Annotated in this window: 15 protein-coding genes; 7 read left to right on the forward strand and 8 right to left on the reverse strand. The window is 42.3% G+C overall.

The features are described 5' to 3' along the window. Positions 1-9: 9 nt before the first annotated feature. From SFRI_RS08785 to SFRI_RS08815, 7 genes are all read left to right on the forward strand, one after another. Positions 10-894 (forward strand): putative ATP-dependent zinc protease, encoded by an 885-nt coding sequence (locus SFRI_RS08785; protein WP_011637172.1) that lies wholly within the window; start codon positions 10-12, stop codon positions 892-894. A 523-nt stretch (positions 895-1417) separates the two neighbouring features. After that, positions 1418-4285: an ExeM/NucH family extracellular endonuclease gene (locus SFRI_RS08790; RefSeq protein WP_011637173.1), complete on the forward strand. Its 2868-nt coding sequence runs from the start codon at positions 1418-1420 to the stop codon at positions 4283-4285. A gap of 478 nt (positions 4286-4763) precedes the next feature. Continuing rightward, positions 4764-5747 carry a phenylalanine--tRNA ligase subunit alpha gene (gene pheS, locus SFRI_RS08795; RefSeq protein WP_011637174.1) on the forward strand — a complete coding sequence of 328 codons (984 nt, stop codon included), beginning with the start codon at positions 4764-4766 and terminating at the stop codon, positions 5745-5747. Positions 5748-5762: 15 nt separating this feature from the next. After that, positions 5763-8150, forward strand: coding sequence for a phenylalanine--tRNA ligase subunit beta (gene pheT, locus SFRI_RS08800; RefSeq protein ID WP_011637175.1), 2388 nt, complete (start codon positions 5763-5765; stop codon positions 8148-8150). A 3-nt stretch (positions 8151-8153) separates the two neighbouring features. Next, entirely contained in the window at positions 8154-8453 is a 300-nt protein-coding gene (ihfA, locus tag SFRI_RS08805) for an integration host factor subunit alpha (RefSeq protein ID WP_011637176.1), read from the forward strand. Between the two features lie 315 nt (positions 8454-8768). Further along, a complete protein-coding gene (gene lpxM / locus SFRI_RS08810; protein ID WP_041412907.1) occupies positions 8769-9704 on the forward strand; it encodes a lauroyl-Kdo(2)-lipid IV(A) myristoyltransferase in 936 nt (311 codons plus the stop codon). A gap of 48 nt (positions 9705-9752) precedes the next feature. After that, positions 9753-10628 (forward strand): mechanosensitive ion channel family protein, encoded by an 876-nt coding sequence (locus tag SFRI_RS08815; protein WP_011637178.1) that lies wholly within the window; start codon positions 9753-9755, stop codon positions 10626-10628. 62 nt (positions 10629-10690) lie between these two features. Here the strand turns inward: SFRI_RS08815 and hisIE are convergent, their stop codons facing one another. The 8 genes from hisIE to hisG all read right to left on the reverse strand — a co-directional run bounded on the left by hisIE (position 10691) and on the right by hisG (position 17992). Beyond that, positions 10691-11311, reverse strand: a complete 621-nt coding sequence (gene hisIE / locus SFRI_RS08820; RefSeq protein ID WP_011637179.1) for a bifunctional phosphoribosyl-AMP cyclohydrolase/phosphoribosyl-ATP diphosphatase HisIE — start codon at positions 11309-11311, stop codon at positions 10691-10693. A gap of 58 nt (positions 11312-11369) precedes the next feature. Then, on the reverse strand, positions 11370-12143 hold the full coding sequence (gene hisF, locus SFRI_RS08825; RefSeq protein WP_011637180.1) for an imidazole glycerol phosphate synthase subunit HisF: 774 nt from the start codon (positions 12141-12143) through the stop codon (positions 11370-11372). Then, positions 12125-12862, reverse strand: coding sequence for a 1-(5-phosphoribosyl)-5-[(5-phosphoribosylamino)methylideneamino]imidazole-4-carboxamide isomerase (gene hisA / locus SFRI_RS08830; protein ID WP_011637181.1), 738 nt, complete (start codon positions 12860-12862; stop codon positions 12125-12127). The genes hisF and hisA overlap by 19 nt, the downstream gene beginning before the upstream one ends. After that, the gene (gene hisH, locus SFRI_RS08835; protein ID WP_011637182.1) at positions 12859-13521 is read right to left on the reverse strand and encodes an imidazole glycerol phosphate synthase subunit HisH; all 663 of its coding nucleotides are present in this window, start codon (positions 13519-13521) and stop codon (positions 12859-12861) included. The genes hisA and hisH overlap by 4 nt, the downstream gene beginning before the upstream one ends. Before the next feature lie 9 nt (positions 13522-13530). Beyond that, on the reverse strand, positions 13531-14598 hold the full coding sequence (gene hisB, locus SFRI_RS08840) for a bifunctional histidinol-phosphatase/imidazoleglycerol-phosphate dehydratase HisB (protein ID WP_011637183.1): 1068 nt from the start codon (positions 14596-14598) through the stop codon (positions 13531-13533). A 73-nt stretch (positions 14599-14671) separates the two neighbouring features. Then, on the reverse strand, positions 14672-15721 hold the full coding sequence (gene hisC, locus SFRI_RS08845; RefSeq protein ID WP_011637184.1) for a histidinol-phosphate transaminase: 1050 nt from the start codon (positions 15719-15721) through the stop codon (positions 14672-14674). Positions 15722-15797: 76 nt separating this feature from the next. Next, on the reverse strand, positions 15798-17087 hold the full coding sequence (gene hisD, locus SFRI_RS08850; RefSeq protein WP_011637185.1) for a histidinol dehydrogenase: 1290 nt from the start codon (positions 17085-17087) through the stop codon (positions 15798-15800). A gap of 5 nt (positions 17088-17092) precedes the next feature. After that, a complete protein-coding gene (gene hisG / locus SFRI_RS08855; RefSeq protein ID WP_011637186.1) occupies positions 17093-17992 on the reverse strand; it encodes an ATP phosphoribosyltransferase in 900 nt (299 codons plus the stop codon). Positions 17993-18524: the final 532 nt, after the last annotated feature.

Genomic DNA, 18524 nt, shown 5'->3' on the forward strand with positions numbered 1-18524 from the left:
GGATTGATCATGTTTAAAAGAATTGTGATTTCGACTCTGCTGTGTTTGCTTTCTATATCTGTTTTTGCGAGTAATAAAACCGTTTTAAGTCAAGTTGAAACCATGACCGTCGCTAAGTCAGGACTACAATATAATGCCCGCATTGATACAGGTGCCGTAAATACTTCACTGCATGCTGTCGATTTAGAAATCATTGGAGGTGCATCTAAAAAAATGAAAAGCAATGTTGGCAAAATTGTCGAATTCACCACTGAAAATGAACGCGGTGAGAAAAAACGCATTCAAGCCGAAATTGTTAGTACTTCAAGGGTGAAGAATTCTCAAGGTATTGAAACCCGTTATATGGTGAAGCTTGATGTCGGTTTTCCCAGTGAGTTGCATGATATTCATGTTAATTTACGCGACCGAAGCCACATGAATTACAAACTACTCATCGGACGTAATTTTTTAAAGCACAATTACATTGTGGACGTATCAGACAAAAAGACCATAGGTCCTTTAGCCGAGTTAAGCATTAAACAAACTGGCTTAATGTACAACACGCGTATCGACACAGGTGCCGTAGAAAACTCATTACACGCTGTGAACATTCGAGTCGAAAATGAGGACAAAGTGAACATTGAAAATAACATCGGTAAGATGATTACGTTTACTACAGCGAATGAAAAAGGCGAAAAAGCCGATGTACGCACCAAAATTAGGGGTACATCGTTAATTCGTAATGCACAAGGTACAGAAAGACGTTATATGGTGAGGTTAAGTGTTGGTGAGCCTCGTCACGAATTTATAGTCGATGTGAACCTTAAAGATCGTACCGAAATGGGTTATAAATTATTAATTGGCCGAAATTGGTTACAGGGTCACTATATGGTTGATGTGTCTAAAAAACATTAATTGCTTATTATGGATTAATAACGTTGGTCAATAACGTTGGTCAATAACATCAGCTAAAAATACCGCTCATTATGAGCGGTATTTTTTTGGCTGTTTTTCACGCCTAGGCAACCAAACAATATCGTTGACAGAGGAGGAGAAGCGGTAGTTAGGATCGCGTGTGGACTGAAATTACTTTTGTATTCACTGCAACATCTTTGCAACCTTACTGTCATCCGTAATCGATATAGTAGGCGCTGATTGAGCTATGTAACCTCATAGCAGGATGGTAAATACCTATCAAACAGGCAGTTATTACCCCGCTATCGCAGTTGTATCAATGACAACTCGCACACTATTGATTCGTCAATACGGTTTGTTAGCAAAACAATGGCAAGCTTGATGTTGATGATTTGAACATAAACGGATCTTTATCTGTTTATTACAACGATTAATCCGAGCTGAGGTTATAGCAATCAATAACATATCAATTGAATAATTAAATTAACTCATTGGATTTATGGATAATGAATAGGGGTTCACTATGTTAGTTCGAAAGTCGTTGCTCGCGATGTCGATATCATCATTAATGGTATTCAATGTTGCTGCCCAAGATGTGCTTATTTCAGAGTACATAGAAGGAAGCAGTAATAACAAAGCTATAGAATTGTACAATCCAAGTTCGACAGCGATAGATTTGAGTGATTATGTGTTGTCATTTTATTTTAATGGCAATACTGCAGCGACAACCAATATTACATTGGATGGTAATATTGCAGCCAACTCAACGTTTGTTATTGCCGATAATGATGCATCAGCAGAAATCCTTGCGCTTGCCCAACAGATTAGTACTGCGAGCTTTTTTAATGGTGATGATGCCATTGTACTCAGTCACAATAACCTAGTTATCGATTCCCTAGGACAAGTGGGTGTCGATCCTGGATCAGAATGGGGAACGGGTGATTTATCGACACAAAACAACACTCTTCGTCGTGACGCCAGTCAATTAGTTGCAGATATTATTACTGACGATGAAGTCACATTAGCTGGCTGGCAAGGTTTTGCTCAAGATGACATCAGTGATTTAGGTGTTTTCGCAGGTAATGATTCTGGCCCAACAGATCCGGTAGACCCAGTAGACCCAACTGAGCCAATAGAATTTGTCTGTTCACAAAGTGCCGTCGCAATCCATGACATTCAAGGTATAGATGCAGCAAGCCCATTAGTGGGTTCAGACGTGGTGGTTGAAGCTATTGTGACAAGTAATCAACAAGCTGGGCTAAAGGGTATCTTTATCCAAATGGCCGACAGCGAAGTCGATACTGACATTAACACCTCAGAAGGTATTTTTGTTTACAGCGGTAATCAACCATTGGATGTGAATGCCGGAGATCGAGTTCGTTTACAAGCTTCTGTTGCCGAATACCAAGGTACAACTCAGTTGTCTAATGTGACTCAATTTGCTCTATGTGGCACTAACCTACCATTGCCTGTGGTTGCTACTGTCACATTGCCGTTAGCCGACAATCAACAACTTGAGCGTGTTGAAGGCATGCGGGTATTATTCGATCAATCTCTAGTGGTCAATGAAGTGTATAACTTGGGCCGTTATGGTGAAGTATCATTAGGCAGTAGTCGCCATTTTATCGGTACTCAAGTTGCTTTACCTGGTGCCGCAGCGCTGGCAGTGACTGAAGCGAATGCCAGAGATAGTATTTTGTTGGATGATGGCTTAACCAGCCAAAATCCTGAACAGATACCTTATCCAGCTCCTGGGTTATCAGCCTCAAATACCTTGCGGGTAGGCGATTCTGTTACCGGGCTCGAGGGTATTATGCATTATGGCTTTAGCCAATATCGTGTGATGCCAACTCAAGTGGTCAATGTAGTGCAAAGTAACCCGCGACAATCTACTCCAGAGTTAGCGCTTGGCGCAGATCTTCGTGTCGCCAGTTTCAATGTGCTTAATTATTTCAACGGTGATGGCAACGGCAATGGATTTCCGACTGATCGCGGCGCCGACACATTATCTGAATTTGAGCGTCAACGCGTGAAAATTATCAGTGCAATGCATGCCATTAACGCTGATGTATTTGGTTTAATGGAAATTGAAAATGACGGCTATGGTAGTGATTCAGCCATTAACGACTTAGTCAGCGGATTAAACCAAGCTATGGGAGCGGAGGTATACGCTTATGTTGTGCCTTCAGTGACACAAATAGGTACCGATGCAATTGCAGTGGGAATGATCTATCGTGCTGATAAAATAACTCCAACAGGTGATGCTCAAATATTATCATCAGCTAATTCACCTGTTGATGGAAATGGCACCGCGTTATTCGATGACGGCAAAAACCGTCCAATGTTAACTCAATCATTTATGTTGAATGATCGGAATGACAGCATTGTTGTTGCCGTAAACCATTTAAAATCAAAAGGAAGCAGTTGCGACAGTATCAATGACCCCGATTTATTTGATGGCCAAGGAAACTGTAATTTAACTCGTACTCGAGCAACAGATGCCATTGGGCAATGGTTAATGGCTCAGTATCCAGAGCAAAAAATCTTGGTAATAGGTGATTTAAATGCTTATGCCAAAGAAAATCCGCTCACTCAACTTGCCAACCATGGCTATAGCGAGCTTAATGCGCATTTTGGTAATGTTAATTCATACTCCTACATGTTCTCGGGTGAGTCAGGTCAATTAGACCATGCATTAGCAAACCAAGCGTTATTGGATAATGTATTAGCGATAACGGAATGGCATATTAATGCTGACGAGCCAAGGATCCTTGATTATAACGAAGAGTATAAATCAGCAGCTCAGATACTAGACTTGTATCACGCTGATGGTTTCCGTTCTTCAGACCATGATCCAGTGATTGTTTCGCTGCAATTTGAGATCCAAAATGAGCTCCCAATCGCCAGTTTTGACCATCAACTTAATGGTAGTCAGCTACAGGTTCAGTCTACCTCTATTGATAATGATGGTGACATTACGTTATTAGAATGGGATTTTGGTGATGGTACTATCGTTAATGGTACTGTTGCTAATGGAGAAACGGCTTCGCATCAGTATCAGCAATCAGGCAATTATCAAGTCCAGCTTACTGTTACTGACAATAAAGGCGACGTTGTGACAACCGTTAAAACCATAAATGTGCTTATTGAACCGACCAATATCGCGCCTACTGCGCAAATACACCTGGTCAACTTATGGTTTATGAAATTATTTATTTCAACTAGCTATGACCAAGACGGTTTTATTAAACGTCAAAACTGGCTATTTAACAATGGTCGTAAAGCACATGGGCCAATCGCGTTTAGTTTCAGTCGTCGCGATAAAGCTGTGTCACTGACGGTTGTCGATAATGACGGTGAAAAAGACACAGCAACACTCAATTTTAGATAGGTCAATATTGTCGATTTGTGAATAAATATTCGCTAAAATAATAAGGAAGGCGCAACATGCGCCTTTTTTATTGTGCTTTCTCCATACAAAACGTCCTTTGTGATAACTTTTCGACACCTCCAAATTGTTACATACAAGCCCAATAGATATTCATTCATTCTCATCATCAGTAGACCAACGATTTTGCTTAGCTAGACTGTCGGCTTATTACTTGTCGTCGCAGATACATGCTAAGTGGGTTAATTGCAGGTAAATACAACTATTTGCCATTAAATATACCAATAATGACTAGTAAATTTAGACTCGCTAACGTAAAATTTCACTCTTTTATTTTAACCCCAGTTTTGGCGATTTATTTGTCATAATAAGCGTCAAACTACCGCGTCGTCACTCACTACCGAGTTATCGCTTTTGTATACTCGCATAGCCGACAAGACGCCCAATCGCATTTAAATGCAAAAATGCAGTGGATGATAACATGCAGCAGTTAACCGAGATCGTAGAACAAGCCTTAGAAGTCATTGAGAAGGCCAGTGATCTAAAGACATTGGATGATATCCGTGTCGATTACCTTGGTAAAAAAGGTAAAATCACTGACATGATGAAAATGATGGGATCATTAAGTGCAGAAGAAAAACCTGCCTTTGGTGCCGCAGTCAATCAAGCAAAACAAGCCGTTCAACAACAGTTGACTGAGCGTATTGACGGATTAAAAGCATCTGAATTAGAAGCCAAATTAATTGCTGAAAATATTGATGTGACTTTACCCGGTCGTACCTTAGATATCGGTGGTTTGCATCCGGTTACGCGTACTATCGAACGTATTGAAACCTTCTTTGGTGAGTTAGGCTTTGTTGTTAAGCAAGGTCCTGAAATCGAAGATGATTTCCATAATTTCGATGCGTTAAATATTTCTGAGCATCATCCTGCTCGTGCCGATCATGACACTTTTTACTTTAATCCTAAAGTGATGTTGCGCACTCAAACATCGGGCGTACAAATTCGCACGATGGAACATGAAAAGCCGCCACTTCGGATCATTTCTCCAGGCCGTGTTTATCGTAATGATTACGACCAAACTCACACGCCAATGTTCCACCAAGTTGAAGGGTTAATGGTTGCTGAAAACGTTAACTTTGCAGAGCTTAAGGGCATTTTGCATGATTTTTTACGTAACTTCTTTGAAGAAGACTTAGAAGTCCGTTTCCGCCCATCTTACTTTCCATTTACAGAACCTTCTGCTGAAGTAGACGTTATGGGTAAAAATGGCAAATGGTTAGAAGTATTAGGCTGCGGCATGGTACATCCAAATGTACTGCGCAGTGTTGGTATTGACCCTGAGAAATACTCTGGTTTTGCTTTTGGTATGGGTGTTGAGCGTTTAACCATGTTGCGCTACGGCGTAAATGATTTACGTGCCTTCTTCGAAAACGATTTACGTTTTCTTAAGCAATTCAAATAACGGAGCAAAAATTAGATGAAATTCAGTGAATCTTGGCTTCGTGAGTGGGTTAACCCATCAGTAAGTCGTGACGCATTATCACACCAAATCACCATGGCCGGTCTTGAAGTTGATGGTATCGATGCCGTAGCTGCTGATTTTAGCGGTGTTATTATTGGTGAAGTGGTTGAATGTGGCCAACACCCAGATGCAGACAAATTACGCGTCACCAAAATCAATGTTGGCGGCGATGAGCTTATCGACATTGTTTGTGGTGCACCAAACTGTCGTTTAGGCTTAAAAGTGGCTGTAGCAATGGTTGGCGCTGTGTTACCTGGCGATTTTAAAATTAAAAAAGCCAAGTTGCGCGGTCAACCGTCAATGGGCATGTTGTGCTCGTATGGCGAGTTAGGTATCGACATCGAAAGCGATGGCATTATTGAGCTACCGACTGATGCACCAATCGGTGTCAATGTACGTGAATTCTTGCAATTAGATGACGCCATTATTGATGTTGATTTAACGGCTAACCGCGCTGATTGTTTAGGCATGGCAGGGCTTGCACGTGAAGTGGGTGTATTAAATCGCCAAGCAGTGACAGAACCTTCTTGGGACGCGGTAACTGCCACGATTGACGCGCCATTTAGCATTAATGTTGTTGCACCAGATTTGTGCCCACGTTACTTAGGCCGTGTGGTTAAAAACATCAATGTTAAGGCTTCTACACCATTATGGATGCAAGAAAAATTGCGTCGCAGTGGTATTCGCTCAATTGATCCAATCGTTGATATCACCAACTATGTATTGATCGAATTTGGTCAGCCAATGCATGCGTTTGATTTAAATACCTTAAGCGGCGGTATTACCGTACGTTTAGCTGATGGTGTTGAAAAGCTAACCTTACTTGACGGCAACGAAATTACCGTTCCTAGCGATACCTTAGTGATTGCAGACGACAAACAAGCGGTAGCGCTTGCGGGTGTGTTTGGCGGCGAAAGTACTGGTGTGAATGAAAACACTCAAGACATTCTTTTAGAGTGCGCCTTCTTTGCACCGTTAGCCATTATGGGTAAATCTCGTCGTTTAGGCTTACACACAGACGCGTCACACCGTTTTGAGCGTGGTGTAGACCCTGAGCTGCAACATAAGGTCATGGACCGCGCTACTCGCCTTGTATTGGATATCTGTGGTGGTGAAGCAGGGCAAGTGATTGAAGCGGTGTCTGCTGAGCATTTACCAACAGCGGCTAAAATAACTCTGCGTCGTAGCAAGTTAGATAAAACCTTAGGTCACTTTATTCCTGACTCTGACGTGGTTGAAATTCTAGAACGTTTAGGTTTTAGCGTGCAAACCAGCGGTGATGTATGGAATGTGACAACCGCGACTTATCGTTTTGATATGGCGATTGAAGAAGATTTAATCGAAGAAGTTGCCCGTATTTACGGTTACAACAACATTCCTAATACCGCACCAAAAGCGGCGTTAAGCATGCCAGATCACAAAGAAGCGGATATTTCGTTAAAACGTGTGCGCAGTATCTTTGTGGCTCGAGGTTTCCAAGAAGCGGTTACCTACAGCTTTGTCGACCCGAAGATGCAGAACATTGTTCATCCTGGCGAAGAAGCGATGGTGTTGCCTAACCCGATTTCTGTCGAAATGTCAGCAATGCGCTTATCAATGTTTACTGGTTTATTGACCGCAGTAGGCTATAACCAGAGCCGCCAGCAAAATAGAGTACGTTTATTTGAGACAGGTTTACGCTTTGTTCCTGATGCACAAGCAGATTCTGGTGTTCGTCAACAAGCTATGCTGGGCGCGGTTATTTCTGGTGCTCAAAACGAAGAACATTGGTCAATGGAATCGAAAACAGTCGACTTCTTTGATTTAAAAGGTGATTTAGAAGCAATAATCGGCTTGACAGTTGCCTCTACAGAATTTAGCTTTAGAGGGGCAACACATCCTGCGCTGCATCCAGGTCAATGTGCTGAAATATTACGAAATAATCGAGTCATTGGTTACATCGGTGCTATCCATCCTAGTTTGGAAAAGCCGTTTGGACTCAATGGAAAAACAATTGTTTTTGAGTTAGAACTGGATGCATTATTGCACGCCCGTTTGCCGCTAGCCCAAGCTGTGTCTAAGTTTCCTGCCAATCGCCGCGACATCGCGGTAGTAGTAGATGAAACAGTTTCTGCAACTGATGTTATGAATTTGATAAGAAAAGTTGGCGAAAATCAGTTGGTTGGCTTAAACTTGTTCGATGTATACCAAGGTAAAGGTGTTGAGCCAGGCAAAAAGAGCCTAGCCATCGCACTTACGTTACAAGACACTACTCGTACACTTGAAGATAAAGATATTACTGAGACTATGGAATCAGTGGTATCGGCTCTAAAGACCGAGTTCAACGCATCGTTGAGGGATTAAAGTATGGCACTTACCAAAGCCGAAATGGCAGAACATCTTTTTGAAACATTAGGCATTAACAAACGTGTGGCTAAAGAGATGGTCGAGTCTTTCTTTGAAGAAATTCGTGAAGCACTCGAAAGTGGTGAGCAGGTCAAGTTATCTGGCTTTGGCAACTTTGACCTTAGGGACAAGAATCAAAGACCGGGAAGGAACCCGAAAACTGGTGAAGATATTCCGATTTCTGCACGCCGTGTTGTTACCTTCCGTCCTGGACAGAAGTTAAAATCACGTGTCGAAGCGGCAAACTCGGGTAAAAAATAGTTCACTAGTTAATACGCCAATCCGAACGGATCTGTATTACGAAGAGCCACTCTTAATTGAGTGGCTCTTTTGTTTTTGAATTTGGTGAATGTAACCTACCGTTTGCAGCATCAGCTTGATATTGGCATGGTAACCAGTGTATTCAATACATCTTGCCCAGGCTGTTCTAAAGTAGGTGTGAGTAAGCTGTGCAACAAAGACGTTTGCTATTGTCTGGTATAATTTCTGTTTCACACTCATTAATCACTAGTATAATGCCTTCGTTATAATATGATTTTTTACCGTGGGTCACGGTCAGTTTATTTGGAGTTTCTTTTGGCACGACAAGCAAAATATTTTGATACTCGCTTTAATAAATCATTATTGCATCCTCGTTACTGGGGAACATGGCTAGCTATCGCTGTGTTGTTTCTATTTGGCGTACTTCCCGCAAGCGTAAGAGATCCCATTGCGAGACTATTGGCTCGAGTCGTGATGAAAGTGGCCAAAAAACCATTGCGAATAGCAAAGGTGAACATTACCCATTGTTTTCCAGAAAAATCAGCTGAACAAGTCGATGAATTAATCAAAAAAAATGTTGAGACATTTGTCATTACTTTGTTATCGCAAGCAGAGCTGCTTATTCGTTCTAACGCGCACCTTAAACGACGTATTCAACTTAACGGTTTTGAGCATGTTAAAGCAGCTCGAGATGCTAAGCAGCCGATTATTTTCATCATGCCGCATGTATGGCCGATGGAGTATGCAGGTCTTCGTATTAACATGGAAATACCTTTAGTGACTATGGCTAAGGCTCATCGCAATGGGTTATTTAATTGGTTTAGCAATCGGATGCGCAGCAGTCAAAATGGTCGCGTGTATATGCGTGAAGCAGGCATCAGAGCATTGTTAGCAGAGTTAAAAAATGATAACAGTTTTTTCTATTTACCAGATGAAGACTTAGGCCCTGAACAGAGTGTGTTTGCACCTTTTATGGGTACTGTTAAAGCGACTTTACCCGTAGTAGGGCGCTTAGCTCAAGCAGGTAACGCGCAAGTTATGCCTGTTAAAATTGGATACGATCAACAAGCTAAACAATTTATTATGACGGTGATGCCAGCGGTTAATCCTGATGAAATGATTGGCAAAGAAAACGAAGCTATCGCATTAAACAAAGTCGTTGAGCAGGTCATTAACGCTTATCCAGAACAATATATGTGGTTTTTAAAATTACTCAAAACTCGCCCTCCAGGTGAACAAGAATTTTACTAAAATATAATTATCACCATAATATGAACACAAAAATAATAAGAGGTTTATATGGATTTTAATGAATTATTAACGTCTTTATCGTTTGTGGTATTCACCTACGATAAACATCAAATAACTTTATTGCAGCTGCTGCAAGTGCCTCTCTACATATTTTTAGCGTGGTTTATTATTACTCGTGTTGGGCGATTGATTGTTAAAGCACTAAAGCGACGTAAAGTGGGCGCTGATGCCATTCACTTGTTCACTCGCATGTACTTTATTATCAGTATTGCGGTGTTGGTTTTCACCAGTATGGAAATTTTAAATATTCCATTAACCGCTTTTGCATTTGTGTCTGGTGCTATTGCTATTGGTGTTGGTTTTGGTGCCCAGAACATCATCAATAACTTTATCAGTGGTTGGATTTTAATGTGGGAACGCCCAATTAGAATCGGTGACTTTTTAGAAGTTGGTGAAGCCCGTGGAGTTGTAGAGTGTATTAATACTCGCTCAACCTTGATACGCCGTAATGATGGAGTGCACATGTTGGTTCCAAATAGCCAACTGCTTGAAAATACAGTGACCAATTGGACTTTGATTGATAAAAATGCACGAACATTTGTTCGTGTTGGTGTCGCTTACGGTTCGGATGTGATTAAAGTTCGCGAGCTGATTTATCAAGTTATTGCTGAACGGGATGATATTTTGCCGCAACCTAAACCCTCAGTCTTATTTGAGGACTTTGGCGACAACGCATTGATTTTTGACTTGATATTTTGGGTCAGCGCCGTGTCAGAAACAGATATCCGCCGCCGTCGTAGCGAAATTCGCTTTAGAATGTACGAGCTATTCAATGAGAATAATGTGTCTATAGCATACCCTCAGCGCGACTTGCATGTAGATGGACATTTGACGATAACTCAAAGTCATAAAAATCAGCTCTGAGTTTACCTCCAATAAAAAAGACGCAAATGCGTCTTTTTTATTGTGCGATTAACGCTTAAAAGCTACTTGGCTTTATTATGGCGATCCAATAAGTTTCTATTAATATCAGCCATTGATAAGCCTTGGTCTTCAAGTAACACAATTAAATGATACATCAAATCAGAGGCTTCATTCACAAGTTCCTCTTTATCATGAGTCGCAGCAGCAAGGGCGGTTTCTAAACCTTCTTCACCCACTTTTTGCGCCATACGTTTGGTACCACTTTCAAATAGTGATGCGGTATAACTTGAATCTGCACTTTGGCCTTTACGCGAAATAATCAAATTGGTCAGATTATCAATAAAAGGGTGAGCGTTGCCATCTTTCCAGCAGCTTTCTGTCCCCGTGTGACATGTAGGACCGTTAGGGATGACTTGTACTAAAAAGCTGTCGTTGTCGCAGTCTTTGTCGATAGCGATGAGATCAAGTGTGTTACCTGAGGTTTCACCTTTAGTCCATAAACGCTGTTTAGAGCGACTAAAAAAGGTCACTTGTTTAGTGGCTAAGGTTTTCTCTAATGCCGCTTTATCCATGTAACCTAGCATAAGTACTTTGCCAGTTAGGTGGTGCTGTACAACGGCTGGGATTAACCCTTGTTGCTTGTCCCAATCTACGCTTGTGCTATCAAATGTAATGCTTGTCATGTGTAATCTCTTATTTGATGAGGCTATTTACTGTTTGGTTTGGTCGTTAAGCGTAAGCCTATAAACGAATCGCAATGTTATTGGCATGCAAGTATTGCTTTAACTCACCAATATCAATAATGCCTTTGTGAAATACGCTAGCTGCTAATGCGGCGTCAACCTTAGCCAGTTCAAACACGGCTTTAAAGTGTTCCATAGTGCCAGCACCGCCTGAAGCGATTAACGGTACATCGCAAATCGCGCGCACAATGCTTAGCTGTTTGATGTCATAACCGCCGCGCACGCCGTCTTGGTTCATGACGTTTAATACAATTTCGCCACAACCACGTTTTTGCACTTCTTCAACCCAATCTTGGGTATACCATTGAGTGTCTTTGGTTGCCGCTTCGTCACCGGTAAACTGTTTTACTTTATAGCTATCACTAACAGCATCGTAAAATGAGTCAATGCCGATAACAATACATTGGCGGCCGAACTCATCTTGTAGGCGTGATATTAAACTCGGATCGCTTAATGCGGGCGAGTTGATTGATATTTTATCCGCGCCAAAGGCTAACTTTTCACGGGCTTGCTCGATGGTTTTTATACCACCAGCGACACAAAATGGAATATCAATTTGTTCAGCAACGCGGCTTACCCAAGATTTATCGATAACACGGTCGTGGGCGCTGGCGGTGATGTCATAAAATACTAATTCATCAGCGCCTTCTTCTGCATAACGGGCGGCGAGGGGAACGATATCTCCAACTATTTCGTGATTACGAAACTGCACTCCTTTAACTACTTTACCTTCACGTACGTCAAGACACGGAACTATGCGTTTGGCCAGCATTGTATTGCCTCCTCAACGGTAAATTGATTAATCAACAGTGCTTTACCGATAATGATACCCGATGCTTTGCTGTCGCGTACCGCAGCGACGTTATCGAGCGTGGCAATGCCGCCAGAGGCTTGCCACAGAATATTTGGATAAGTCGCGGCTAACTCAGTGTAAAGTTCAGTATTAGCGCCAGTTAAGGTGCCGTCACGGCTGATATCGGTCACTAAAGCATGCTTAAGGCCGACAGTTTCAAATTCAGCAACTAATGACTCTAGCGATTTACCACCACCAGATTGCCAGCCCGATACCGCAACAATCTTGTCGCCGTTATCATTGATGTTAACGTCCAGCGCTAAACAAATAGCATCGCTACCGTATTTTACAAACCAACTTTTTACCAGCTCAGGTTCTTTAACCGCAAGCGAACCAATAACTACGCGTTTGACACCAATGGCCAACAATTCTGCGACTTGATCTTCGCTGCGAATACCACCGCCCACTTGAATATCAACATCAAGCCCTGCAGCAAGTTCAGCAATCAATTTAGTTTGGCGTTTATTAGGATCTTTAGCTCCCGTTAAGTCGACGATATGCAGCAGCTTTGCCCCTTGGGCTTGATAAGATTGCAACTGTGCCAGTGGACTTAAGTCAAAGGTGGTTTGTTTGTCGTAGTCACCTTGGTATAAACGCACCACTTGGCCGTCAATTAAATCAATGGCAGGAATAATCATTGTGGTGCCCCCATGTTTAACCCCATCTGTAAAAAGTTCTGTAAAATTTTCGCGCCCACTTTGGCACTTTTTTCCGGGTGGAATTGCACCCCAAAAAAATTACCTTTACCAATGGCTGCACTGAATGACTCGCCATATGTGCTGCTGGCTAAGGTGTACTCACTGATTGGTGCACGATAGCTGTGAACAAAATACACGTAGCTGCCATTTTCTATACCAACAAATAAAGGATGGTCGCTTACCTCAATTTGATTCCAGCCCATGTGCGGCAACGGTAAGCCTTTGCTGTCTAAGTCGCCAATATCAGTGGGCACTAATCCTAAACAGGTGATATTTTGTTCGCTGCGACCGCCATGTTCATTAGACAAAGATGCCAGCATTTGCATGCCTAAACAGACGCCCATAACAGGTTGTGTTAAGCTTTTAATTAGCTCGATAAGGTTCTTTTGTTTTAAGGCGTCCATGGCCGCACCTGCGGTGCCAACACCAGGCAGTACTACTCTTGCGGCGCTGCGGATGACATCAAAGTCAGCGCTGACAATAACATTGGCGTTAAGGCGCTCAAAAGCAAACCGTACAGAGCTTAAATTGGCACAACCGGTATCAATAATCACAGTAAGATCATTGCCAGTATTTGAAGCATTCGATACTTGTGTCATAGAAGCTCCTTACAGCACACCTTTACTTGATGGCAGTATGTCACCTTCCACTTTCACTGCTTGGCGAAGTGTGCGGCCTAGCACTTTAAATAGCGCTTCCACTTTGTGGTGATCATTGTCGCCTTTTGAGCCAATGTGTAAAGTGCAACGCAGACCATCAGCGAATGAACGGAAGAAGTGAGGTACCATTTCGATAGCCATTTCACCCACCATTTCACGGTCAAAATCAGCACTGAATTTTATAAACGGACGACCAGAAATGTCCATTAAGCATTCGCCACTGGCTTCATCCATCGGTAAGCTGAAACCAAAACGAGCAATACCGCGCTTGTCGCCTAAGGCTTGACGAATTGCGTCGCCAATCGCGAGAGCAGTGTCTTCTACGCTGTGGTGGTCATCAATTTCTAGGTCGCCGTCAACATGGACGTCCATTTTAAAGTTACCGTGGGTTTGAATTTGATCTAGCATGTGGTCAAAAAAGCCAATACCAGTTTCAATCTTACCTTTGCTTTGGTTGTCTAAGTCGATGGTGACTTTGATGTCAGTTTCTTTGGTGGTACGCACGACCGTAGCAACGCGACCTTTACTCAGTAACGCGCTGGCAATAGTGTCCCAGTCGAGTGTTTGACGATTATATTTAAAGCTTTTAATGCCCATGGCATTGGCAAGTTCAACGTCGGTTTCACGATCGCCAATGACTGCCGATTCGGTAAAATCCACTTTGCCTTGGGTTAAGTAGTCTTTTACTAAGCCCAGTTTGGGCTTACGGCAGCTGCAGTTTTCATCATTAAAGTGTGGACAGATAACCACATCGTCAAATATCACACCTTGGCTTGCAAAAATTTGCATCATCATGTCGTGCGGGGCATCAAAGTCTTCTTTTGGAAACGAAGGTGTGCCCAAACCGTCTTGATTGCTGACCATCACTAAGCGGAAACCTGCATTCTGTAATTTAAGTAACGCTGGGATCACTTTTGGCTCAAATACTAATTTGGCCAAACTATCGAGTTGCTTATCGATGGCTGGTTCTTCAACTAATGTACCGTCGCGGTCGATAAAAAGGATTTTCTGTTTCATGCTAACTACCTTAAATGGTGATATCTAATTCTTATTTATGATGTATAGGGTATTGGCCGATATGTAACGTGCCTTAACGAAATAACTGAATAATCACATCGGTTTCTTTGGCTGAGGTAAAACTAAAACGAATTGCATCAGCAAGGCGTGGATCTTTGTACGCACGGGCAACCACACCGGAATCACTGAGTCTTTTTGCTGCTGCATTTACATCGTCAAATTTAGCTAATACGTAATTACCGTTGGCAGGTAATACGTTAGCGCCATAAGCGGTTAATGCAGTACTTAAACGTTTACCTTGTTCAATTAAACTGGCCACTTGAGTTCGCATGGTGTCGATACCAGCAGGACTTAACGCTTTTACTGCAAGGTCTGACACTGGTAATGGCACCGGATAAGGAGCAATAACTCGCATGACTAAATCAATCATGTCATCATTTGCGAGCATAAAACCACAACGTGCGCCCGCTAACGCAAATGCTTTTGATAATGTACGTAACACGACAAGGTTAGGGTATGTACCAAGTAAATCAGCCACGCTGTAGTCTGAGCAAAATTCAATGTAGGCTTCGTCTACCACCACAATTGCATTTGGCGCCGCTTGAATAGCCTGTTCAATTTTATCTTTAGCTATCACTGTACCTGTTGGGTTATTTGGATTACAAATAAATACAATTTTGGCACTACCGATTTGAGTTGACCATGCATCAGGTAATTGATAGTCATCGGTTAAACTTAACGCGGTAACCGCCACATTAAACGTGGCTGCACTAATTGAATACATACCATAGGTCGGACCAAAACAAGCAATACTGTCTACACCAGGAATACAAAATGTTCGAATGAGCAATTCAATTGCTTCGTCAGCACCACGGCTAGCAATCACGTTACTGGCTTTTACGCCAGCATAATCGCTGTAAGCATTGATTAATGCTGGCGGCTGGCACTCAGGGTAACGATTAACTTTATCAAGCTCACTATTATTGAATGGTGATTCATTGGCATTAATCCAAATATCTCCACGACCACCAATTCGTCGTGCACTCTGGTAGGGGGTCAACGTCAATAATTCGGGTCTGGCCAACGTTTTTGGATCAAAAGGCGCAGCTAAGGTTTGGCTCATGGTGGTGTTCTCTACTTTCTACTCTATAAGGTGCTAACTAGCGCTTAGCGATAGCGCTGACAATACGAATGACTCACTACTCAAAACTGGCTAAGCGAATGGCGATAGCATTTTTATGCGCACCTAATAATTCATTTTCTGCCAACACCATGACGGTGTTACCTAAGGTTTTAAGCCCTTGTTGGTTAAGCTCTTGCACCGTAAAACGGCGACTAAAGTCGGCTAATGACAAACTTGAAACCGAGCGGCTATAACCATAAGTCGGCAATACATGGTTAGTACCGCTAGCATAATCGCCTACAGACTCAGGGGTATAAGCCCCTAAGAACACTGAACCCGCACCGCGAATTTGCTTTAATACGTCTCGAGGTGCCGCAGTTTGAATAATCAAATGTTCTGGGCCATACAAGTTTGACACTTTTGCTGCTTGAGCCATATCGCTAACAATAATACTTCGGCTACATTCTAGCGCTTGTGCGGCGATGTCTTTACGGTTCAACTGCGCTAATTGTTCTATTAAGGCTTGGTTGACTTGCTCTGCCAGTGTTAATGAGTCGGTAACTAACATTACTTGCGAGTCAACGCCGTGTTCTGCTTGGGATAATAAATCGGCAGCAACAAAACCAGGATTTGCATCTTTGTCGGCAATAACGAGTACTTCAGACGGACCTGCAGGCATGTCTATTGACACACTAATACGGCTGTCCTGTGACACTAATCGTTTTGCTTCAGTCACATAACGATTACCCGGACCGAATATTTTGTCTACGTTTGGCACCGATTCTGTCCCAAATGCTAATGCTGCAATAGCTTGGGCACCACCGACCTGAAAGATGTCTGTAATACCGCATACATTAGCAGCATAAATAATCGCATCATTAATCGGCGGTGGACTGACTAATACACGCTTTTCGCAACCGGCTATTCTTGCTGGTAACGCCAACATCATCACAGTGGATATTAATGGCGCAGTACCACCGGGAATATATAAGCCGACTCGCTCGATGGGTTCGCTGCGCAATTCACAACGAATTCCCGCTTGAGTTTCTATATCAACACCCTGAAACACTTGCGCCTTATGAAAGGTTTCAATGTTATTCACCGCTTGCGCAACAGCTTGTTTGACGTCGTCACCTACTCGTGCACATGCTGCAGCAATCTCGTCAGTTGATAACGCTAGTTGAGTCAGTTCAACACCGTCAAATTGCTTGTTATAAGCCAGTAACGCGCTATCACCTTGAGCGTTCACTTGCTCAATAATGTTACGAACACGTTGTTCTACACTTGTATCACCAATTAATGGCGAGCGCGCTAACGTTTGTCGTTGTTGTTCGGTAGATAAAGAAGCCCAATCGAGAATTTGCATGTGTGTTACCCCATCATTTTTTCAATTGGCATCACTAGAATTGAGCTGGCACCTAATGCTGTTAACTCTTCCATTGTGTCCCAGAACAAATCTTCTGTACTTACAACGTGTATAGCTACGCGATTGGTGTCGTCATTGAGTGGTAATACTGTTGGGTTTTCAGCGCCTGGGAGCAGGGCAACAATTTGGTCTAAAGTTTCAACTGGGGCGTGCAATAAGATGTACTTACTTTCACGGGCACGGATAACACCATTAATTCGCGATAAGATTTTGTTGATGAGCGCTTGTTTTTCAGTAGATTGAGTTTTATTTGATTGAATGATGCACGCCATTGAGCGGTAAATGACTTCGGTTTCATATAAGCCGTTTGCTTCAAGGGTTGCACCAGTAGAGACTAAATCACAAATGCCATCTGATAATCCAGCGCGTGGTGCTACTTCAACTGAGCCTTTCAACATACAGTCGCTGTAGTTAATGCCTTTTTCTTGCATAAAGCGGCGCAGCAAGTTTGGGTAAGAGGTCGCGATGCGAAGGCCTTCAAGTGAGTTGGCATCTTTGTATTCAAACTCATTGGGTACAGCAAGTGATAAACGACATGAACCAAAATCTAATTCACGTAATTTGGTGCATTCAGCTGGTTTTCCAGCTAGCTGGCGTTCAATTTGTTCTTCTTCTAGAACGTTCTCACCGATAATACCTAGGTCAACAACACCATCCATGACTAAGCCTGGAATATCATCATCACGAACGCGTAACAAATCGATTGGCATGTTGTCTGCGTGTGCAATCAAGCGTTGCTCATTAACGTTAAATTTCACACCACAGCTTTTAAGTAACTGTTGAGACTCTTTAGATAAACGGCCCGATTTCTGAATGGCGATGCGTAAACGCTTTGACTGGCTCATATGGTACTTCCTTAATATATAAAATATAAATTGTTGAAAATTAAAAATATAAATTTAAAAAAACAAAAAACCCCTGAAATTCCTTCCAGGGGTTTATGTGAATAAGTGTTCACCACCAGAAGGATAACGTCCTTCGGCAGTTAGCATCCGAAGGCTACCGCATATGGTGATGATGGTGGATTGTAGTCACTTGGATGTTCATTTCAATACTCTTTATTTGATATTAACTTGATATTAGTTAATCAGTTTAAATGAGGATTTATGCACTCATTGAAGTCGTATTTATCGACTTGCTGTTAACTTAACCCCATTTATGCTTGTTTGCAAGAGTGAACAAAGCATTATTGTTATTTAATTACCATATTTTTTGCATAAGATATGCTTTCTAGTCGATTGGTGATCATTAGAGCCGGTTAAGCAAAGCGTTAACAGCACAACGGCTTAATATGTTAGCTATCAATGTCCCTGGGGATTAACCTCTGTTTGCTGTTTGCTGTTTGCTGTTTGTTGTTTGTCGATAAATGACTTTGAG

Source organism: Shewanella frigidimarina NCIMB 400 (assembly GCF_000014705.1).
In the GTDB taxonomy this organism is placed as follows: domain Bacteria; phylum Pseudomonadota; class Gammaproteobacteria; order Enterobacterales; family Shewanellaceae; genus Shewanella; species Shewanella frigidimarina.

What these genes read in the sequence shown, in the direction of transcription:
- SFRI_RS08785 (WP_011637172.1), top strand. Translation starts at nt 10, where the DNA reads ATGTTTAAAAGAATTGTGATTTCGACTCTGCTGTGTTTGCTTTCTATA.
- SFRI_RS08790 (WP_011637173.1), top strand. Translation starts at nt 1,418, where the DNA reads ATGTTAGTTCGAAAGTCGTTGCTCGCGATGTCGATATCATCATTAATG.
- pheS (WP_011637174.1), top strand. Translation starts at nt 4,764, where the DNA reads ATGCAGCAGTTAACCGAGATCGTAGAACAAGCCTTAGAAGTCATTGAG.
- pheT (WP_011637175.1), top strand. Translation starts at nt 5,763, where the DNA reads ATGAAATTCAGTGAATCTTGGCTTCGTGAGTGGGTTAACCCATCAGTA.
- ihfA (WP_011637176.1), top strand. Translation starts at nt 8,154, where the DNA reads ATGGCACTTACCAAAGCCGAAATGGCAGAACATCTTTTTGAAACATTA.
- SFRI_RS08815 (WP_011637178.1), top strand. Translation starts at nt 9,753, where the DNA reads ATGGATTTTAATGAATTATTAACGTCTTTATCGTTTGTGGTATTCACC.
- hisIE (WP_011637179.1), bottom strand. Translation starts at nt 11,311, where the DNA reads ATGACAAGCATTACATTTGATAGCACAAGCGTAGATTGGGACAAGCAA.
- hisF (WP_011637180.1), bottom strand. Translation starts at nt 12,143, where the DNA reads ATGCTGGCCAAACGCATAGTTCCGTGTCTTGACGTACGTGAAGGTAAA.
- hisA (WP_011637181.1), bottom strand. Translation starts at nt 12,862, where the DNA reads ATGATTATTCCTGCCATTGATTTAATTGACGGCCAAGTGGTGCGTTTA.
- hisH (WP_011637182.1), bottom strand. Translation starts at nt 13,521, where the DNA reads ATGACACAAGTATCGAATGCTTCAAATACTGGCAATGATCTTACTGTG.
- hisB (WP_011637183.1), bottom strand. Translation starts at nt 14,598, where the DNA reads ATGAAACAGAAAATCCTTTTTATCGACCGCGACGGTACATTAGTTGAA.
- hisC (WP_011637184.1), bottom strand. Translation starts at nt 15,721, where the DNA reads ATGAGCCAAACCTTAGCTGCGCCTTTTGATCCAAAAACGTTGGCCAGA.
- hisD (WP_011637185.1), bottom strand. Translation starts at nt 17,087, where the DNA reads ATGCAAATTCTCGATTGGGCTTCTTTATCTACCGAACAACAACGACAA.
- hisG (WP_011637186.1), bottom strand. Translation starts at nt 17,992, where the DNA reads ATGAGCCAGTCAAAGCGTTTACGCATCGCCATTCAGAAATCGGGCCGT.